The sequence below is a fragment of the Azorhizobium oxalatiphilum genome, assembly GCF_014635325.1.
GTDB classification, from domain to species: Bacteria; Pseudomonadota; Alphaproteobacteria; order Rhizobiales; family Xanthobacteraceae; genus Azorhizobium; species Azorhizobium oxalatiphilum.
Map to the genome: position 1 here is coordinate 536,487 of NZ_BMCT01000001.1, position 18,393 is coordinate 554,879.

Below are 18,393 nucleotides of genomic sequence, written 5' to 3' on the forward strand. Positions count from 1 at the left end.
CTTCCGTCCCACGCGACATGTCCCCTCTCCCGCTTGCGGGGGAGGGCTAGGGAGGGGGAAATAGCGCGCGCCGAGCCTGGTGTCGCGAGGCGTCGCGAGTGGTTCTTGCGGCAGCACTGGCGGCGCCCGTCCCCGCCTGCGGCGGCCCCCTCCCAACCCTCCCCGCGCTGAAGTCGGATGTTTCCGACTTCAGCACCTTGTTGCCGAAACCGGCAGCAGCCGGTTTCGAGCGGGAGAGGGCTTCGCGCCGCACCGGGGCGCCCGCTCAGTAATCCCACTGGGCGCCGATGCCCACTTCGCCGCCGCCGTCCGAGCCGGCGCCGCCCTGGAGGCGGATGTTCTTGGTCACGTCCACGTCGATGGTCACGCGGCTGCCGCCCGTGGTGCCCTGCCGGACGCCCAGAGTGACATTGTCGTTGATGCGCCGGCCGATGCCCACCTCGCCGCCGGTGCCCTCGGAGTTCGCCCCGAAGTCGAGACTGTCGAGGCCGAACTGGCGGCGCAGGCTGTCGAGCTGCGAGCCGCCGCCGGAAAACTGCGCCACCGCCTGCGCCAGTTGCAGCGCCTGTCCGGTGCTGAGCTGGCCCGTGGCCTTGCCGAACAGCAGGCGGGCGACAACCTCGTCCTGCGGCAGGGTCGGCGTGGAGGAGAAGGTGATCTCCGGGTCGGAGGCCGGCCCCGTCACCGCCACGCGGGCGGTCACGTCGGCGGCGCTGCTCTCGGCGAGGAAATCCAGCTCCGGATCGAGGGAGCCGCGGAACGTCACCACGCCCCGGCTGAAATCCAGCCGCCGGCCGAGAATGTCGAAGCGCCCGCGCAGCAGCTGGAAGCCGCCATTGGCGATGGGTTCCGCCGAGGTGCCGGTGAGGACGAGGTTGCCGCCCAGCTCCGCGTCGATGCCCATGCCGCGCACGAACACGCGGTTGGTGGCGGCAATGGTCAGGTCGAGACCTGCGGCGAACGGGCTCGCCGCCCGCGCGGCGCGCTGCTGGGCCCGCGATGCCTGCTGGTTCCGGGCGGCGGCGGGCTTGGTGGCGCCGCGCGCCTGCGTGGCGCGGGGCTGGCTGGGGGCGGTGCCGCGCTGCACGTTCACGTGGCGCACATCGATCTGCGCGCCCGCCGAGGTGAGGCGGTCGGGCACGTTGATGTCGAGATTGCGCACGTCGATGCGCCCCGACACCTGCGGCCGCGTGGCGAGCGCGCCGGTGACGGCGAGGCGGCCGTCCACCACGAGGCGCATCAGCTCGGAATTGACGAGGCCCGCATTCTGGAGCGTCAGGTCCGCCTGTCCGGGGAAGCCATCGGCGGGATCCAGCGAGACCTGCCCGCGCCCGCTGAGCGAACCGCCATTGGGCGTGCGGGCGGACAGCGAGGAGAGCGTTACGGAGCGGTCGTTGCCGGTGAGCGTCGCCTCGATGTTCTGGAGCGTCACGCCGTTCAGCGCATCGTCATAGCGCCCGCCGGAGATGCGCACCGTGCCGCCGGCGCTGGGGCTGGTGGTGGTGCCGCGCACGGTGGCGTCCACATTGGCGATGCCCGCTGCCCGCGCGCCGGAGGCCGCGAGCACGGCATTGGCGATGCCGAGATTGACCTGGCCCCTGATGGCCAGATCCAGCGCGCCCTCGCCCAGCGGGGCCGAGCCGGTGATGGTCACGCCCGAAAGCGAGGAGGCCGACACGGTGGAGCGGATCGTCACCCGCCCGCCCTCGAAGGCGCCGTCCGCCTTGATGTCGAGCGGGCCGACGCCGTTCTGCTGCAACTCCGGCTGGGAGACGCGGGCGAGCGTGAGCGTGTAGCGTCCGGTCGGCGCGGCGGCGGGGCCGGAGAGGTCCGCCTTGGCCGTCAGCGTGCCGGAGAGGCCCTGCGAGGGGGTGGCGAGATTGGCGATGGCCAGCGGCAGGTTGCGGGCATCCACGGAGAGGTCGAGCGTCTCGCCCGCCTTGCCCTCGATCACCGCCGAGCCGCCGCCGGCGTTGAGCGCGAAGCGGTCGATGGTCACGCCATTGTCCGCATAGGTCACGGTGGCCGGCTGGGCGAGGGTGGCGACCGTGCTGCCATTGGCGAGGCGCAGGGTGTCGAAGCGCATGGCATAGCTGCCTGGCGCGGTGTTCAGGCGGCCGGTGGTGGCGAGCGTGGTGCCGCGCACGAGGCCGTCGAGCTTCAGGGCGGTGGCGTTGGTGCCGGCCGGGGTCGCGTCGATGGCGAGGCGTTCCACCTGAACGCCATTGCTGTCGAGGCCGCCGAGATTGATCTTGCCGGTCAGCGCCGGGGCCACGGCCGGGTCCAGCACCGCCAGATCGAAATTGCCGCGCTCCAGCTTCACGCCGGGTGCGGTGAGCTTGTTGGCGTCGGCCTTCAGCGCGATGCGCTGGCGGCCGCCGGGGGCGTCCAGCGTCACGTTGGCGGTCATGGCGCCGCCCATCTCGGCGAGCGCGAGAGCGGAGAGGTCTGCGAGGTTGGGCGCGGCGATGCCGATGCCGCCGGTCATCAGGCCATTGGGCGCCAGCGCCACCTTGCCGCTCGCCCGCGCGGTGCCGAGCGCGATGTCGAGCCCGTCGAGGCTGCGTCCGCCATCCGCCGCGCTGGCGAATTGCGCGGCGCCGTTCAGCGCCTTGCCGCCAATGGTGCCGGTGGCATTGAGCGTGCCGCCGGGCAGCCTGGTCAGGTCCGAGCCGGTGAACTTGATTTCGAGGTCGCGTACCGGGCGGTTCATGGCGCTGCCCTGCGGCAGGGAGACATGCCCCTTCACATCCAGTGCGTCGAGGTTCCCGGAGAACTTGGCCTTGCCTTCCACGCGGCCGGAGACGCGCTTGTCCAGCCGGGCAAGGTCCGCAAGACTGAAGCGGGCGGTCAGGTTCGCCACCGAGGGGTCGATGCGGCCCGTCACCAGCAGATCGACGCCGCCCGCGCCCAGCTTCAGGTCGTGCACGGCGAGGCCGCCGTCCTTGCCCAGCGTGAGGCCGCCGGTGAGGCGGGCGGCATCGCCCACCACGCCGTTGATCACCGGATCAGAGGTCTTGAAGCCGGTGGCTTCGCCGGTCACTTCGGCATTGAAGCCGCCGCCGTCGGGCGTCATCACCTGCCCGTTGATCACCAGCGTGCCGGCCAGCGTCTGGCCCACGAGGGGGGAGAGCGCGGCCAGATCAAGACGCGGCATGGCGAGATTGCCGGCCACATGGGCCGGGCTGGCGCTGCCGCTGAAGGTGAGGTCGAGCGGCGCCAGCATCACGCGGGCTTCGGTGACGGTGGGCGCGCCGCCCTTCGGCAAAGCGCCGGTCACGGTGAAGCTGCCGTTGCGGCCCAGCGTTGCCGCCACGCGCGGATCCTGCGCCGTGAGGCCTTCCAGCTGGCCGTCCACCTTGAGGGCCTGATTGCCGGCCGCATCGGGGGTGGCGGAAAGCGTGATGGTGGTGGTGCCGACCCCATAGCCCGAGGCGGCGATCCCTTCGCCCCAGACGGTGGCGGCGAGGCGGGGCGCGCTCAGCGTTCCGGTGAGGTCGCCCTTGGCGAACACGGCGCCGAAGCCGACGCCGGGCGCGAGCGCCTTGAACGGCGCGGCATCGGGCACGGCGGCCTGGAAGTTGAGCGCCAGCGTGCCGGGCTTGGGGTCCACCGTGCCGCGCACTTCGGCCGTGCCGGCGCGCGCCTTCAGATTGATGCGGTTGATGGCGACGATGAAATTCGGGCTGACCAGCGCCTCGCCGGTGAGGTTGGTGGTGCCGGCCACCAGCGGCGCGAGGTTCGCGGGCACCACATTGGCCACGTCGCCATCCAGCGAGAAGTTGACGCGATGGCCGCCCGCTTCCGCCTTGACCCAGCTCGCGGCCGAGACGCTGATCGCCTTGCCGGCATTGACCTTCAGCGAGCCTTCCCAATTGTCCAGCGGGCCGAGGCCGCGCAGTTCGGCGTCGATGGGCGGCAGGCCCTCCAGCCGGGCGAGGCGGGCCACGAGGCCGCCAGCCGGCTCATGCGCCTGCAGGTTGAGATCGAGCACGCGCTCCGCCGGTACATAGCGCGCGGTGCCGCCGATCTGGCCGGGATTGTCCTTGCGGGCCAGCTGGAACTGAAGCGAGATGCCGCGCTCCGGCTCCATGAGCGTGGCGGAACCCTCCAGCGAAAGCGTGGCTGCCTGCCCGGCCACCGGCTCGGCGATGCGGATGTCGGGAATGGACAGGCGATCGAGCACCAGCCGGATGGCCGGCGGGCCGCCACCGCCCTTGGCATCGGCCGGGGCGGGCGGCAGCGCGGGCTGGCGCAGCATGTCCACGCGCGTGGCGCTGACATCGCGGATGCGGGCGATGCCGGACAGAAGCGAGGTGGGCGACCAGGCGAGGTGCAGATTCTCCACGCGGGCGAACGGCCCCTGCGTATCGGAGGCCTCGATCTCGGCCACGCTCATGTCCCACGGCACCGCGCCATTGATGCCGTGGATGCGCACGGTGAGGCCGTTGCCGGAGGCGAGCTTGCTGCCGAGTTCCGCGAGGAAGGCCTTGCCGGGCGGTGTCTGGATGAAGCCGAACACCAGCAGCCCGACCACGAGCAGGACAAGGACGGCGCCGAACAGGGCGCGGACGAAGAGGCCGAGTGCGCGCATCAGAAAGCCTGACCGAGGCTGAGGTAGACCCCGTATTTGGAGCTACCGTCGGGCGGGTTGAGCGGCACGGCGAAGTCGAGGCGCACCGGCCCCACCGCCGTATAGTATCGCAGTCCGATGCCCGCAGAATAATACATGGCGCTGAAGTCGGGAACCTCGGAGGCGAAAGCCGCGCCCATGTCGAAGAAGGGCACCACGCCGATGGTGTCGGTGATCTTGATGCGCATCTCCGTGGAGGCGGTGAAATAGCTGAGGCCGCCGATGACGATGCCGTTGGGCGTCTGCGGGCTGGCCTTCTGATAGTCGATGCCGCGCACGGTGCCGCCGCCGCCCACATAGAAGCGCCGCTGCGCCGGCACATCCAGCAGTTCCGGCCCGATCAGCGAGCCGGCCGAAACCCGGCCGGCGAGGATCCAGCGCTTGTCCTCGTCGAAGGCGTGATAGGCGGAGAGGGAGGCCTTCAGCATCACCGGGCCGGCGCCCGAGTCGCCGAAGGCCACGAACGGCTCCACCGTGGCGGTGAACTTGTAGCCCTTGGTGGCGTCCAGCGGATTGTCCGTGGTGTCTCCGGTGAGGCTCACCGGAATGCCGGCGATGAAGGGATCGGTGGTGCCGAAATAATCCTGCACCGTGGACTGTTCGAGATCGACGCCGACCTGCCCGCTCCAGTCCTCGTTGAAGCGATGGCGCACGCCGCCGGTGAAGGTGACGCCCTCGCGCACATAGGCGTCCGTCACCTCGCGCAGAACGGCGGCCTCGGCGACCAGATCGTCATTGGCGGTCCAGATGCCGGGCTTGGAGAAGCTGGCGGCCAGCCGGTAGCCGAAGGGATCGGCATTGGGCACGGCGTCCGAGCCCTCCGAATACCAGGAGACCTGCGCATCGAGGCGCAGCGTCTCGCCGCCGCCCCATAGATTGCGGTGGCCCCAGAAGGCATTGGCGGAGGAGCCGTCGGTGGAGGAATATTTGGCGCCGAAGCCCACGTAATGCAGCTCGCGCTCGCTCACGAGGATCTCGATGGGCAACTGGCCCTGCGCGTTCAGGCGGTCCGCCTCGCGGAAGCGCACGGAGCCGATGATCTCATAGGCCGTGAGGCGCTTGCGCAGGGCATCGAGGCGCTCGGGCGAATAGGGCTCGCCGGGATAGATGTCCACGCGCGACAGGATGAACTCGGGCTTGATGGTCTTGGTGCCGGACACCGTGAACGGGCCGAAGGTGGCGGGCCGGCCGGGGTCCACATAATAGGTCACGTCCACCCGGCGGTTGGCGTGATCCGCCACCACATCCTTGGAGGCGACGCGGGCGAAGGGGTGGCCGGCATTGCGCAATGTGGTGGTGATGGTGCGCTCGGCGCTTGTGATGAGCGTCGCCTTGGCCGGCTGGCCGGCTTCAAGCCGCATGGCCTTGAGGCTCGGCCCGTCCATGAGCGGGCGGCCGGCGGGATCGACAAGGCGCACGGTGCCGAACTGGAACTGCGGGCCGGTGTCCACCTTCACCACCACCGGCACATCGCCGGCCTTGCGGGCGGCTTCCACCCGGTCGAAGGCGGCCACCGTATCGGCGGGCACGCCCGCGACGGTGATGTCGATGCGGCCGGCATAATAGCCTTCGGCATACAGGGCGGCGATGATGCGCTCGCGATCCGCCAGAGCCCGGCGCACGAGGCCGGCGGCCCCCGAGGGGGCGTTGGTCTTCAGCCGCTCGAGGTTCGAGGCGTCGGTAACGGCGCTCTTGGCAGCACTGTCGCCGGTGACGTCGATGGTGAGAGCATAGGGCGTGGCATCGGCCACCGCCGGCTGGTTCTTGGCGGCGTTGGGATTGAACCACGCCATGGCCTTGTCGAAGAAGGTGGCGTTGGGGTCCGCGGCGGTCTGGCTGGCGGCATCCTGTCCGGCGCCGCCCTGGCCGCCGAAAAGCTGGGCCTTGGCCGGAAGGGGGCTGAGGAGCGCGCACACGAGGCCGGCACCCAGTACCAGTCGGGCGCAACTATCCGGCAACCGCCCGCCGAGCCCCAGAAGCCCGCGCGGCCGTTCCAAACCCTGCGACCGCCGCCGCTTCACCGTCTTCCGCAAACCGCCCCCATCACGCGTGAACTGGTCCATTATGGAGTGAAACGCCTGATAGCTGAACCCCTTGGGGGTGATTCAGTGCTTCGGGCCTCTCCCTGAGGTTGCCTTCCGGGTCTTGGCAACCCTTATACGACAAGCCTCGAATCGCTGTTTTGATCCGCGCGGTCCACAGACAGGGTTAAGGCTTTCCTGAAGCTGTGCCCGTGCCTTGGCAGGGGCGTGGCGGCGCGTGGCATGGTCGAGGTCACGCCCGGCGGGTGCTGCCGGGGCGGGCTCTTAAGCATAAAGTGGATTTCTCGCGCGCGAGGGTGTGCGGCATCCTCGCGCGCCTTACAGAAGATGGGTCGATCAATCCGGGAGATGCCGATGCGTGCCGTTCTGGTGGATGCCAACCCGTCCCTCGCCGCCGTTGCGGAGAAGCTGCACAAGGCGAGCGACATCCCGCTCCACCTCAACCACAACCCGGACGTGAAGCCGGCGGAACTGCCCGCCGTGATCGGCGATGCCGAAATCGCGCTGGTGGACCACACCGGCCTGCCCACCGACATCGCCCGCGCCTGCCCGAACCTGAAGCACGTGGTGTTCCTCGGCACCGGCGCGCGCAGCTACATGAACCCGGAAGAGCTGGCCGAACTGGGCATCCAGTTGCATCTCATCAAGGGCTATGGCGATACCGCCGTTGCCGAATGCTCCTTCGCTTTGATGTGGGCGGCGGCCAAGGGCTTCTCCTCCATGGATCGCGGCATGCGCGCCGGCAACTGGCTGCGCACCGACGGCGTGGAGCTGACCGGCAAGACGCTGGGCCTCATCGGCTATGGCGGCATCGGTGCCGAGATGGCCCGCCTTGCGCGCGGCGCGGGCATGAACGTCATCGCCTGGAACCGCACCCCCCGCCCGGCGGAAGGCGTCACCTTCGTGCCGCTGGAGGATCTGCTGGCGGAGAGCCACGTGGTCTCCATGCACCTGCTGCTGAGTGACGAGACCCGCGGCTTTCTCTCGGCCGCGCGCATCGCCGCCATGCGGCCGGGCGCCATCTTCGTGAACACCGCGCGCGGCGCGCTGGTGGACGAGGAGGCGCTGATCGCGGCGCTGAAGTCCGGACATCTGCGCGCCGCCGGCCTCGACGTGTTCAACGTGGAGCCGCTGCCCGCCGGCCACGCCTTCACCACGCTCGACAACGTGACCCTCTCCGCCCACTCCGCCTTCCGCACGCCGGAGGCCACCGACAATCTCATCGAGGCGGCCCTGAACCACTGCCGGCGGATCTCCGGGCAGGGGTGAGCGGGCCGCGTGATCCGGCCAGCCTGAACGCCCGCACATGAGAAACCGGGCGGGAAAGCCCCGCCCGCTGCAGATCAGGCGCCGACCGCCTGCCGGCCGGCCACATAGACCTGCTGCACTGGAATGGCCGCGATGGCGGTGGGCGCCACCGTCAAGGGCGAGGCACCGAGCACCACCAGATCGGCGAGCTTGCCGACCTCCAGCGTGCCCACCATATGGTCGATGTGGCACTGCCAGGCGGGGCCGGCGGTGACAGCATGCAAAGCGTCATAGGGCGACAGGCACTCCGCCCGATTGATGAGCGTGCCCTGCTGCACCGTCAGGCGCGTCACGGCATCCTGCACCATCCGGAGCGGCCCGAGCGGCGTCACCGGATTGTCGGAATGCAGGCTGATGTTGAGGCCCTTCGCCAGCGCGCTCTGGCAGCGGTCCAGCAGCAGGATGCGATCCGGGCCGAGCAACTGGGTCAGCACGTCGCCCCAGCCGGTCACATGGCCGATGAGGAAGCTGGGCGACAGTCTCAGTCGCACCATGGCATCCAGGTCGTCGGTGGTGGCCAGCGAGCAGTGCTCGATGCGATGGCGCCGGTCATCGGGCGTGCCGGCGAGGGCGCTGTCATAGGCCGCGATCACATTGGCCACCGCCTGATCGCCATTGGCATGGACCATGATCTGCCAGTTGTAGCCGAGCGCCGTCTGCATCAGCCCCGTCAGGTCGGCCGTCGTGGCGTCCGCATTGCCGCGCGGATGCTTGGCGGAATAGTCCTGCGTCCGCTCCAGCGCCCAGGCCGTATAGTCCTGCGACTGCAGGCCGGTGACACCCTGGTTGGAGCCGTCGGAAAACAGCTTCACGGCCTGGACCACGAACATGGGGTTGGTGAAATCCGGGCCGCGGGCGAAGGCCGCCGGCCGGTGCGTGGGGTCCGTGTCCCACTCGTTCAGATAGATGCCGCTGGCCATGCGGGGGACGGCGGGTGCCGCCGCCCGGGCATAGGCGATCAGCGCCATTTCCAGCTCGTAGCCATAGGAAATGCCGATGGCGGGATCGTTCAGCGTGGTCAGGCCGCAGGCCAGGGCCTCCCCGAGGTGGGTGGCGATGCCCTGGGCGAGCTTGAACGGATTGCCGAAGATGGCCGGCTGCCCATGCTTTTCGAAGGCGTTCTTGATGAGCAGCTGGGCCGGCATCTCCACCAGAATGCCGGTGGGCGTGCCGTCGGGCGCGCGGCCGATATAGCCGCCGGACGGATCCTGCGTGCTGGCGTCGATGCCGGCCCAGGTCAGCGTGGTCTGGTTGACGAAGGACAGATGGCCGGAGCCGGCCTGCACGATGATGCCGATGTCCTCGGCGCCGATGAGCCTGTTGAACTGCTGCACAGTGAGGTTGACCCAGGTGGCGAGCTGCGAGGGGTCGAAGCCCACCGCCAGCACCCAGCGGGGCAGCTTGGGGTCCGCATTGACCTTGTCCACCTCCACCTGGAGAATCTCGATCACGCGGTCGATGGTGTAGGGCTGGGTCGCGGTGGCGATGGCCGGGCTCAGGTCGGTGCTCAGGGCGTTGAAGGCCGCGCCGACCACATGGGCATGGGCGTCGATCATGCCGGGGATGAGGCAGGCGCCCTTCAGATCCACGCTGGCGATGCCCGGCGGCAGCGGCGGGCAATCGCGGGCCTGCCCGGCGAAGACGATGGTGTCCTCGATCACCAGCAGGCATTCGAGCCGGTTGTCCCTGCCCGTCATGGGCAGGATGTCGCCATTGTGGAAATAATAGCCGGCCGGCGCGTTCGCCGGGGCTGCGGTGTCCGCCGCAGTGCCCGGCGCCGCAAGGGCGCCGGCGCTGAAAGATTGGGCCATGAGGCCGGCGGCAATGGGAAAGCGCCCGCAGCAATAGCAGCGTAATTTCATTGCAATAAATCTTTCAAATATAGAATATGCTATACTTGATCAGTATCAGCCTGAAATGACAGCCGCAATGCATCTGTGGCATTTCGCGGTCACAGCCCGCGGGTGCGTCCCGCGCCGATGCCCAGCGTCTTCATGCGCGAGGCGAGCGTGGTCGGCTTGAGGCCGAGGCGCTCCGCCGCGCCGCCTCGGCCGGAGACCTTGCCGCCCGAGGCCTCCAGCGCGGCGAGGATGCTGGCGCGCAGGCGGGTGCGGCGGTCGGCTTCCGTCTCCAGCGCGGGGGCGGGGGAAAACGGGGCGAGAGGGGCGATCAGCGCCGGATCGCCTGAAAGTTCGCCGGCCGCGCCCTCCGGCAGGTCGATATGCAGGCGACCGTTGCGGGCGAGGATGATGCCGCGCTCAATGACGTTCTGGAGTTCGCGCACGTTGCCCGGCCAGTCATAGGCCAGCATGCGCCGCACATCGCCCTCGCTGAGCTGGAGCGGGACGCCGCCGGGTGGCCGGCGGGCGCCGTCGAGGAAATGGGCGGCGAGCAGGGGCACGTCCTCGCGCCGGTCGCGCAGGGCGACCGACTCGATGGGCATCACGTCGAGCCGGTAGAACAGATCCTCGCGGAAGCGGCCGGCGCGCACGGCGGCCTTCAGATCCCGGTTGGTGGCGGCGATGATGCGCACGTCCACGGAGCGGGTGCGCTCCTCGCCGATGCGCTCGAACTGGCCCTCCTGCAACACCCGCAGCAGTTTCGACTGCAATTCCAGCGGGATCTCGCCCACCTCGTCCAGAAACAGCGTGCCCCGGTCGGCCAGCTCGAAGCGGCCGATGCGGTCGCGCAAGGCGCCGGTGAAGGCGCCGCGCACATGGCCGAAGAACTCGCTCTCGAACAGCTCGCGCGGGATGGCGGCGCAGTTGACGCGGATGAGCGGGCGCTCACGCCGCTCGGAGGCATCATGGATGGCGCGGGCGATCAGCTCCTTGCCGGTGCCGCTCTCCCCCGTGATAAGCACCGTGGCATCCGTGGGCGCCACCAGCTCCACCTGCCGCAACACCTTCTTGATGGCCTCCGAACGGCCGATGACGCCGCGATGGCTGCCCTCGGCGCGGATTTCCTCCTGAAGATAGGCATTCTCCATTTCCAGCCGCTCGCGCAGCCGGTCCACCTCGGCGAGCGCGATGCGCAGCTGCTCATTGGCATCGCGCTTCTGGGTCACGTCGCGGAACACCACCACGGCGCCGATCAGCCGGCCCCGGTCGCGCAGGGGCGTGGAGGTGTATTCCACCCACACCGGCTTGCCCGAGCGATGCCAGAACACCTCGTTTTCCACCTGATGCACCGCGCCGTCGCGGAAGGCGGCGTAGATGGGGCAGGCGTGGTTGGGATAATGCGAGCCGTCGTGATGGTGGTGATGCACCATGGCGTGCATGTCGCGGCCGATCATTTCCTCCGCCGTCCAGCCGAGGATCTGCTCGGCGGCGGGATTGACGAAGGTGGTCTTGCCTTCCGTGTTCACGCCATAGATGCCCTCGCCCACGGCGCGCAGGATGAGGCGGTTCTCGCGCTCGATGTCGGCGAAGAAGCGGTCGGCGCGCTGCCATTCGCCGAGGCCGTCGCGCATGAAGCGCTCGGCTTCCGCGTCCAGGTCGCGGCGATGGCGGGCCTCCAGATCGTGCAGGGTCAGAAGCACGAGGCGCTCGCGGCCGGGCATCCCATAAGGATCCTGGCCGGGCGCGAGGCGCACGCCGGCATATTCCAGCACGAGATCGTGCCCGTCCGCATGGCGGGCGGCGAGCGCCCGTGTCCACCACGCGCCCTTGTCCACCACCGCCTGCGTGAAGACGATCACCTCCGCCGTCTGGCCGGGGTGGAGATCGAACACGCTCATGGTGGTGAGCAGGGCATGCGGGCGGCCGAGCAGGCGGCAGGCGGCGGGATTGGCGTCGAGGATGCGGGCGGTGTCGAGGTCCACCGCCAGTGCCGCATCCACCCCTTGCAGGAAGGCATCGCCCAGTTGCGCGCCGTCGAGGGCGGGGCGCGTGGGCAAGGGGGCGGGCGGCGTCTGCATGATGGGCCTCGGCGCTTGGGGCACGAAAAATCGTAACTGACACCCGGAAAGTCGTAAATCACGAAATGTCGTGAATCTGGTCCGCTTGCGGAACCCTTTGCGCATGCAAGGAAAAGCGCTCGGGCGAGGGCTGGCACACGCCTTGCTTAAGGTCAGGTCGAACGCTTTTTCCGATCGACCCATTCCTGTCTTCATTCCTGCGAGCGAGGCTGTTCATGGCGAGCAAAGACACCTTCCGCGCCTTCTCCCGCCTGTTTTCCGGCTGCGCCTGCGGCCAGCACCGGAGCAAGGCCGAGCATGATTTCCAGGCCACCGGCGCCACCGCCGCCTCCGGCGACGAGGCCCGCTACGCCGGTGCGCTCGAAAAGTCCGTGGTGCAGGCCCTGTTCCCGCAGGCGGCCGAACGCCGCGCGTTCCTCAAGGCCATCGGCGGCACCTCGATTGCGGCGGCGCTGGCCCCCTTCCTGCCGCTCGGCGCGGTGACGGAGGCGTTCGCGCAAGGCTCCGGCGCCATCGAGAAGAAGGATCTGAAGATCGGCTTCATCCCGATCACCTGTGCCACGCCCATCATCATGGCCCATCCGCTCGGCTTCTATAACAAGCACGGGCTCAATGTGGAGGTGGTGAAGACGGCGGGCTGGGCGGTGATCCGCGACAAGACCATCAACAAGGAATATGACGCCGCGCACATGCTCTCGCCCATGCCCATCGCCATTTCGATGGGGCTGGGCTCCAATCCCATTCCCTTCTCCGTGCCGGCGATCGAGAACATCAATGGTCAGGCGATCACGCTGGCCATGAAGCACAAGGAAAAGCGCAATCCGAAGGACTGGAAGGGCATGAAGCTCGCCATTCCCTTCGACTATTCCATGCACAATTACCTGCTGCGCTACTATCTGGCGGAGAATGGCATCGATCCCGACACCGACGTGCAGCTCCGCTCCGTGCCGCCGCCGGAAATGGTGGCGAACCTGCGCGCGGAGAATATCGACGGCTTCCTCGCCCCCGACAATATCGCCCAGCGCGCGGTCTATGACGGTGTCGGCTTCATCCATATCCTGTCCAAGGAGATCTGGGACGGCCATCCCTGCTGCTCCTTCACCGCCAGCCAGGAATTCGTCACCGCCAATCCGAACACCTATGCGGCCCTGCTGCGCGCCATCATCGATGCCAGCGCCTATGCGCAGAAGGCGGAAAACCGCAAGCAGATCGCCGAGGCCATCGCGCCGGCCAATTATCTCAACGCGCCGCCGGTGGTTCTTGAACAAGTGCTCACCGGAACCTATGCGGACGGCCTCGGCAACATCAAGAAGGACCCGGACCGGGTCAGCTTCGAGCCGTTCCCCTATGAGAGCTTCGCCATCTGGATTCTCACCCAGATGAAGCGCTGGGGGCAGGTGAAGGGCGAGGTGGATTATGCCGGCATCGCCAGAAAGGTCTTCCTCGCCACCGAGGCGGACAAGGTGATGAAGGAGATGGGCCTGAAGCCGCCCGCGCCCAACAAGTCGATCACCGTCATGGGCAAGGCGTTCGATCCGGCGAAGCCCGAAGACTATGTGGCGAGCTTCGCCATCAAGCGGGCCTGAGACGATGGGTTTGCCCTTGCGCCTGCGTGCGGCTCTGGTGTCCGTGCTGCTGCTGGTCGTCTTCCTGCTGGCGTGGCAGGCGGGCACGGCGGGCTTTCGTGGCGGCGGCGCCGGCCTGCCCGCCGGCATGGATCCGGAATATGCCAAGCTGATGGGCATCACCGCCTCTTCCAGCACCTCGGCCATGCCGAGCCCGGGGGATGTGGGCAAGCAGTTGTGGGCACTCCTGTCCGATCCCTTCTATGACAAGGGGCCGAACGACAAGGGCCTCGGCATCCAGCTCGCCTTCTCGCTGGGCCGGGTGCTGCTGGGCTATGGCGGCGCCGTGCTGGTCGCGATCCCGCTCGGCTTCGTCATCGGCATGTCGCCCTTGATGAGCCGGGCGCTCGATCCCTTCATCCAGGTGCTGAAACCCATCTCGCCCTTGGCGTGGATGCCGCTGGCGCTCTACACCATCAAGGATTCCGCCGTCTCGGCGGTGTTCGTCATCTTCATCTGCTCGGTCTGGCCCATGCTGCTCAACACCGCCTTCGGTGTCGCCAGCGTGCGCAGGGAATGGCTGAACGTCGCCCGCACGCTGGAGGTGGGGCCGCTGAAGCGCGCCTTCACAATCATCCTGCCCGCCGCCGCGCCCACCATCCTCACCGGCATGCGCATCTCCATCGGCATCGCCTGGCTGGTGATCGTGGCCGCCGAGATGCTCGTGGGCGGCACCGGCATCGGCTATTTCGTCTGGAACGAGTGGAATAATCTGTCGATCACCAATGTCATCATCGCCATCCTCGTCATCGGCGTGATGGGCATGATCCTCGATCAGATCCTCGCTTATGTGGCGCGGCTCGTGACCTTTCCGGAGTAAGGATCATGAGCGCCTATCTCTCCATCGAGGGCATCGCCCGCAGGTTCAGGACGCCCAAGGGCACCAATACGGTGTTCGAGGACCTGTGGTTCGCCATGGACAAGGGCGAGTTCGCCTGCGTCATCGGCCATTCCGGCTGCGGCAAGACCACGGTTCTGAACATCCTCTCCGGGCTGGAAGAGCCCGATGGCGGCGTCGTCATCATGGACGGGCAGGCCATCGACGGGCCTTCGCTGGACCGGGCGGTGATCTTCCAGAGCCATGCCCTGTTGCCGTGGAAGAGCGTGCTCGGCAATGTGGCCTATGCGGTGGCCTCGCGCCACAAGGACTGGTCGCGCGAGAAGGTGCGCGCCCATGCGGAGCGCTTCATCGAGGTGGTGGGGCTGAAGGGCGCCGAGCACAAGCGCCCGGCGGAGCTGTCCGGCGGCATGAAGCAGCGTGTGGGCATCGCCCGCGCGCTCTCCATCGAGCCCAAGATGCTGCTCATGGATGAGCCCTTCTCCGCGCTCGATGCGCTCACCCGCGGCACGCTGCAGGACGAGGTGCGGCGCATCTGCGTGGAGACCGGGCAGACGGTGTTCATGATCACCCACGACGTGGACGAGGCCATCTATCTGGCCGATCGCATTGTGCTGATGACCAATGGCCCGCAGGCTTCCATCGCCGAGATCGTGGAGAACCCGCTGCCGCGCGACCGGCGCCGGCTGGACCTGCACAAGCAGCCGGATTTCTACGCCCTGCGCAATCATCTGATCGACTTCCTGGTGGAGCGCTCGCGCGTCCTCCGGGACAGCCCGCCCGCCGGTTACGACCGTCGCCGCCCGCCCGTGGTGCGGCCGACGCTCGCCACCGAGCCGGTGGGGGCGCTCAGCCCCCGGCGCACCGCCGGGGGATAGGGCGCAAGGTCCGCCAGCGATGGGGCAGGCGTTGGGAAGGCTCAATAAGACGACCACAGGAGAGAGACCATGACCCGCGAACAGCTCACGGAAAAAATCCTCGACATCAAGCGCGAGAAGGGCTGGACCTGGAAGCACATCACGGACGAGATCGGCGGCATGTCGCCGGTTCTGGTGGTGGGCGCGCTGCTCGGCCAGATGAAGCTGGTGAAGCCGCTGGCGAAGGCGGCCGCCGAGCTGTTCGGCCTCAGCGAGGTTGAAGAGCGCATGCTCAACGAGGTGCCCTATCGCGGCATGCCCATGCCGCCCACCGATCCGCTGATCTATCGCTTCTACGAAATGGTGATGGTCAACGGCCCGGCGTGGAAGGCGCTGATCGAGGAGGAGTTCGGCGACGGCATCATGTCCGCCATCGATTTCGACATCGACATCGGCCGCCTGGAGCATGCCAAGGGCGACCGGGTGAAGATCACCATGTCCGGCAAGTTCCTGCCTTACAAATATTATGGCGCCGAGCAGGGCACGCCGGAATACGGATTCAAGGAAATCTGATATGGTCCCCGCACCGAACCTGCGGGGGAACGGCGAAATGGGCACGGTGCTTCGGCGCCGTGCCTTTTTCATGCGCGCTTCCCATTACCACATGGCGGTTTTCTGGTAGGTATTCGCGGTATTATTCAGCCGAATTGCAATGCAGCGGCTCAGGTCGCGCTTGCGTCTCAGCCGGCGCCGAGGCGACTGGAGAGGGCGGCCGCGATTCGGGTGAGGTGGCCCGCCAGTTCCGCCCGGCGGGTTTCGCTGGCCTCGTGTGCCAGCAGGCTGATGGCGATGCCGGCGGTGGCCGGACCGTCCTCGAGGGTCGAATGGTCGCGCACCGCCGCCCCCAGGCACACCATGCCCTCGCGCACCTGCCCGTCATCGATGGAGAAGCCGCGCGCCCGCGTCTCCTCCAGCTCCCGCGTGAGGTCAGGCAGGCCGGCCACGCTGTGCGGGGTGAGCCCGGCCGGCCACGGCCCCTGAAGCAGCGCCGCCACGCGCGCGGGCGGCAAGGTGGCGAGCACCGCCTTGCCGGTGGCGGTGAACTGCGCCGGCAGGCGCATGCCGATCCGAAAGGTAATGCCCAGCGGCGCCGGGCTGTTGCGGCAGGCAAGATAGACCACGTCGGTACCGTCGAGCAGGCTGAGCGTGACCGTGTGATCGCCCAGCGCCGGGCTTTCCGCCAGCACGTCGCGGAAGGCGGAGACCATGTCCGTCTGGCCGAGGAAGCCGCCGGCCCAGCGCATGAGATGCGACCCGAGCCGCAGCGTGCCGTCGGCCCCGCGCGTCAGCAGTTCCAGTTCCACCATGCAGGCGATGAGGCCGTGCGCCGTGCTCTTGGGCAGGCCGAGCGCGCGGGCGATGTCGGCGGCATGGGGCGGGTGGGGGGCCGCACCTACGAAATCCAGCACCCGCACCGCACGCCGCAGCGCCGGCACGCTCTCGGATTGCGGCTCGGGCGGGATATGTGGCGCCGTGGTCATGCGGGTGCGCTCATGTGCCGTCTCCCGCCGGGCCGCGCGCGGCCACAGCATGGTGAAGTGGCCCGCCTTGACGCAGACCGCGCCGGACGCGATAGTTCATTACAAGGAAATAAGTTCTCCTAATTGAACTTGTCAAGTCCGGAGTGTTACCGTGCTGAAGCTGAAGAACCCCGCCTTGCGTCGCGATGCCTGCCTGATCGACGGCGAATGGCGCAAGGCTGCCAACGGCGCCCATGTGATGGTGCGCGATCCGGCGGACGGCAGCATCGTGGGCCATGTGCCGGACCTCTCCGCTTCCGAGACGCAGGCCGCCGTGGATGCGGCGCAGGCCGCCTTCGGCCCGTGGTCGAAGCTGGCGCCGAAGGAGCGCACGGCGCTGCTGAAGCGCTGGTTCGACCTCATCATCGCCAATGCGGATGATCTGGCCGCCCTCATGACCGCCGAGCAGGGCAAGCCGCTGGCCGAGGCCAAGGGCGAGGTGGTCTATGCCGCCTCCTTCATCGAGTGGTTCGCGGAAGAGGCCAAGCGCGTCTATGGCGACGTGATCCCGACCCCGCAGACCGACAAGCGCATTCTGGTGTTGAAGCAGCCGGTGGGCGTCACCGCCGCCATCACGCCGTGGAATTTTCCCGCCGCCATGATCACCCGCAAGGCCGGCCCGGCGCTGGCGGCGGGCTGCGTCATGATCGTGAAGCCCGCCGAGCAGACCCCGCTCACCGCGCTGGCGCTGGGCGTGCTGGCGCAGGAGGCGGGCATTCCGGCTGGCGTGCTGCAGGTGGTGACGGGCGACAGCCGCACCATTGGCGGCGTGCTCACCAAGAGCGATGTGGTGCGCAAGCTCTCCTTTACCGGCTCCACGGAGGTGGGCCGTATCCTGATGGGCCAGTCCGCCCCCACGCTCAAGCGCCTGTCGCTGGAGCTGGGCGGCAACGCGCCCTTCATCGTGTTCGACGATGCCGATCTCGACGCGGCGGTGGAGGGGGCCATGGCCTCCAAATATCGCAACGCTGGCCAGACCTGCGTGTGCGCCAACCGCCTTTATGTGCAGGCCGGCGTCTATGACGCCTTCGCCGCCAAGCTGACCGAGCGGGTGAAGCAACTGAAGGTGGGTGTGGGCACGGAAGAGGGCGTCACCATCGGCCCGCTCATCGACGATGATGCGGTGGCCAAGGTGAAGGACCATGTGGCGGATGCGGTGTCGAAGGGCGCGAAGATCGCGCTCGGCGGCAAGAGCGCCGCGCAGGGCGGCCATTTCTTCGAGCCCACGGTTCTGACCGACGTGACCACCGAGATGAAGGTGGCCCGCGAGGAGACCTTTGGCCCGGTGGCGCCGCTGTTCCGCTTCGAGACCGAGGAGGAAGCGATCGCGCTGGCCAACAACACCGAATTCGGCCTCGCCGCCTATTTCTACACCGAGAACGTCCGCCGGACCTGGCGGGTGGCCGAGGCGCTGGAATACGGCATCGTCGGCCACAACACCGGCCTCATCTCCAACGAGGTGGCCCCGTTCGGCGGCGTGAAGCAGTCCGGCCTCGGCCGCGAGGGCTCCAAGTACGGCATCGAGGAATATCTGGAGATCAAATACCTCTGCTCGGGCGTGGGCTGATCTTCTGACAGTGTGCCATTGATC

The 18,393-nt window shown here is 68.3% G+C and carries 11 protein-coding genes; 6 read left to right on the forward strand and 5 right to left on the reverse strand.

Translation table 11 applies throughout. From position 1 onward, the window contains the following. Positions 1-265: 265 nt before the first annotated feature. On the reverse strand, positions 266-4,594 hold the full coding sequence (locus IEW24_RS02485; RefSeq protein ID WP_188575090.1) for a translocation/assembly module TamB domain-containing protein: 4,329 nt from the start codon (positions 4,592-4,594) through the stop codon (positions 266-268). Next, on the reverse strand, positions 4,594-6,630 hold the full coding sequence (locus IEW24_RS02490) for an autotransporter assembly complex protein TamA (RefSeq protein WP_244644110.1): 2,037 nt from the start codon (positions 6,628-6,630) through the stop codon (positions 4,594-4,596). Before IEW24_RS02490 ends, IEW24_RS02485 begins: the two co-directional genes overlap by 1 nt. Before the next feature lie 399 nt (positions 6,631-7,029). On the opposite strand from IEW24_RS02490, the gene IEW24_RS02495 reads away from it, so the two are divergent. Beyond that, positions 7,030-7,944, forward strand: coding sequence for an NAD(P)-dependent oxidoreductase (locus tag IEW24_RS02495; protein ID WP_188575094.1), 915 nt, complete (start codon positions 7,030-7,032; stop codon positions 7,942-7,944). Positions 7,945-8,018: 74 nt separating this feature from the next. On the opposite strand, the gene IEW24_RS02500 is transcribed toward IEW24_RS02495, so the two are convergent. Together IEW24_RS02500 and IEW24_RS02505 are read right to left on the reverse strand one after the other, a co-directional pair. Next, positions 8,019-9,845: an amidohydrolase gene (locus IEW24_RS02500; protein WP_188575096.1), complete on the reverse strand. Its 1,827-nt coding sequence runs from the start codon at positions 9,843-9,845 to the stop codon at positions 8,019-8,021. Between the two features lie 89 nt (positions 9,846-9,934). Continuing rightward, positions 9,935-11,902, reverse strand: coding sequence for a sigma 54-interacting transcriptional regulator (locus IEW24_RS02505; RefSeq protein ID WP_188575098.1), 1,968 nt, complete (start codon positions 11,900-11,902; stop codon positions 9,935-9,937). Positions 11,903-12,117: 215 nt separating this feature from the next. Between IEW24_RS02505 and IEW24_RS02510 the strand changes: the two genes are divergently transcribed. The 4 genes from IEW24_RS02510 to cynS all read left to right on the forward strand — a co-directional run bounded on the left by IEW24_RS02510 (position 12,118) and on the right by cynS (position 15,795). Continuing rightward, complete coding sequence (locus IEW24_RS02510) at positions 12,118-13,488, forward strand: CmpA/NrtA family ABC transporter substrate-binding protein (protein ID WP_188575100.1); 1,371 nt, start codon at positions 12,118-12,120, stop codon at positions 13,486-13,488. A gap of 4 nt (positions 13,489-13,492) precedes the next feature. Further along, positions 13,493-14,347, forward strand: coding sequence for a nitrate ABC transporter permease (gene ntrB / locus IEW24_RS02515; RefSeq protein WP_188575102.1), 855 nt, complete (start codon positions 13,493-13,495; stop codon positions 14,345-14,347). A 5-nt stretch (positions 14,348-14,352) separates the two neighbouring features. Continuing rightward, complete coding sequence (locus IEW24_RS02520) at positions 14,353-15,243, forward strand: ABC transporter ATP-binding protein (RefSeq protein ID WP_188575104.1); 891 nt, start codon at positions 14,353-14,355, stop codon at positions 15,241-15,243. A gap of 69 nt (positions 15,244-15,312) precedes the next feature. Continuing rightward, positions 15,313-15,795 carry a cyanase gene (cynS, locus tag IEW24_RS02525; protein ID WP_188575106.1) on the forward strand — a complete coding sequence of 161 codons (483 nt, stop codon included), beginning with the start codon at positions 15,313-15,315 and terminating at the stop codon, positions 15,793-15,795. A gap of 167 nt (positions 15,796-15,962) precedes the next feature. On the opposite strand, the gene IEW24_RS02530 is transcribed toward cynS, so the two are convergent. Beyond that, positions 15,963-16,763 (reverse strand): IclR family transcriptional regulator, encoded by an 801-nt coding sequence (locus tag IEW24_RS02530; RefSeq protein ID WP_188575108.1) that lies wholly within the window; start codon positions 16,761-16,763, stop codon positions 15,963-15,965. 151 nt (positions 16,764-16,914) lie between these two features. Between IEW24_RS02530 and IEW24_RS02535 the strand changes: the two genes are divergently transcribed. Continuing rightward, positions 16,915-18,369, forward strand: a complete 1,455-nt coding sequence (locus IEW24_RS02535; protein ID WP_188575109.1) for an NAD-dependent succinate-semialdehyde dehydrogenase — start codon at positions 16,915-16,917, stop codon at positions 18,367-18,369. Positions 18,370-18,393 lie beyond the last annotated feature (24 nt).

What these genes read in the sequence shown, in the direction of transcription:
- IEW24_RS02485 (WP_188575090.1), bottom strand. Translation starts at nt 4,594, where the DNA reads ATGCGCGCACTCGGCCTCTTCGTCCGCGCCCTGTTCGGCGCCGTCCTT.
- IEW24_RS02495 (WP_188575094.1), top strand. Translation starts at nt 7,030, where the DNA reads ATGCGTGCCGTTCTGGTGGATGCCAACCCGTCCCTCGCCGCCGTTGCG.
- IEW24_RS02500 (WP_188575096.1), bottom strand. Translation starts at nt 9,845, where the DNA reads ATGAAATTACGCTGCTATTGCTGCGGGCGCTTTCCCATTGCCGCCGGC.
- IEW24_RS02505 (WP_188575098.1), bottom strand. Translation starts at nt 11,902, where the DNA reads ATGCAGACGCCGCCCGCCCCCTTGCCCACGCGCCCCGCCCTCGACGGC.
- IEW24_RS02510 (WP_188575100.1), top strand. Translation starts at nt 12,118, where the DNA reads ATGGCGAGCAAAGACACCTTCCGCGCCTTCTCCCGCCTGTTTTCCGGC.
- ntrB (WP_188575102.1), top strand. Translation starts at nt 13,493, where the DNA reads ATGGGTTTGCCCTTGCGCCTGCGTGCGGCTCTGGTGTCCGTGCTGCTG.
- IEW24_RS02520 (WP_188575104.1), top strand. Translation starts at nt 14,353, where the DNA reads ATGAGCGCCTATCTCTCCATCGAGGGCATCGCCCGCAGGTTCAGGACG.
- cynS (WP_188575106.1), top strand. Translation starts at nt 15,313, where the DNA reads ATGACCCGCGAACAGCTCACGGAAAAAATCCTCGACATCAAGCGCGAG.
- IEW24_RS02530 (WP_188575108.1), bottom strand. Translation starts at nt 16,763, where the DNA reads ATGACCACGGCGCCACATATCCCGCCCGAGCCGCAATCCGAGAGCGTG.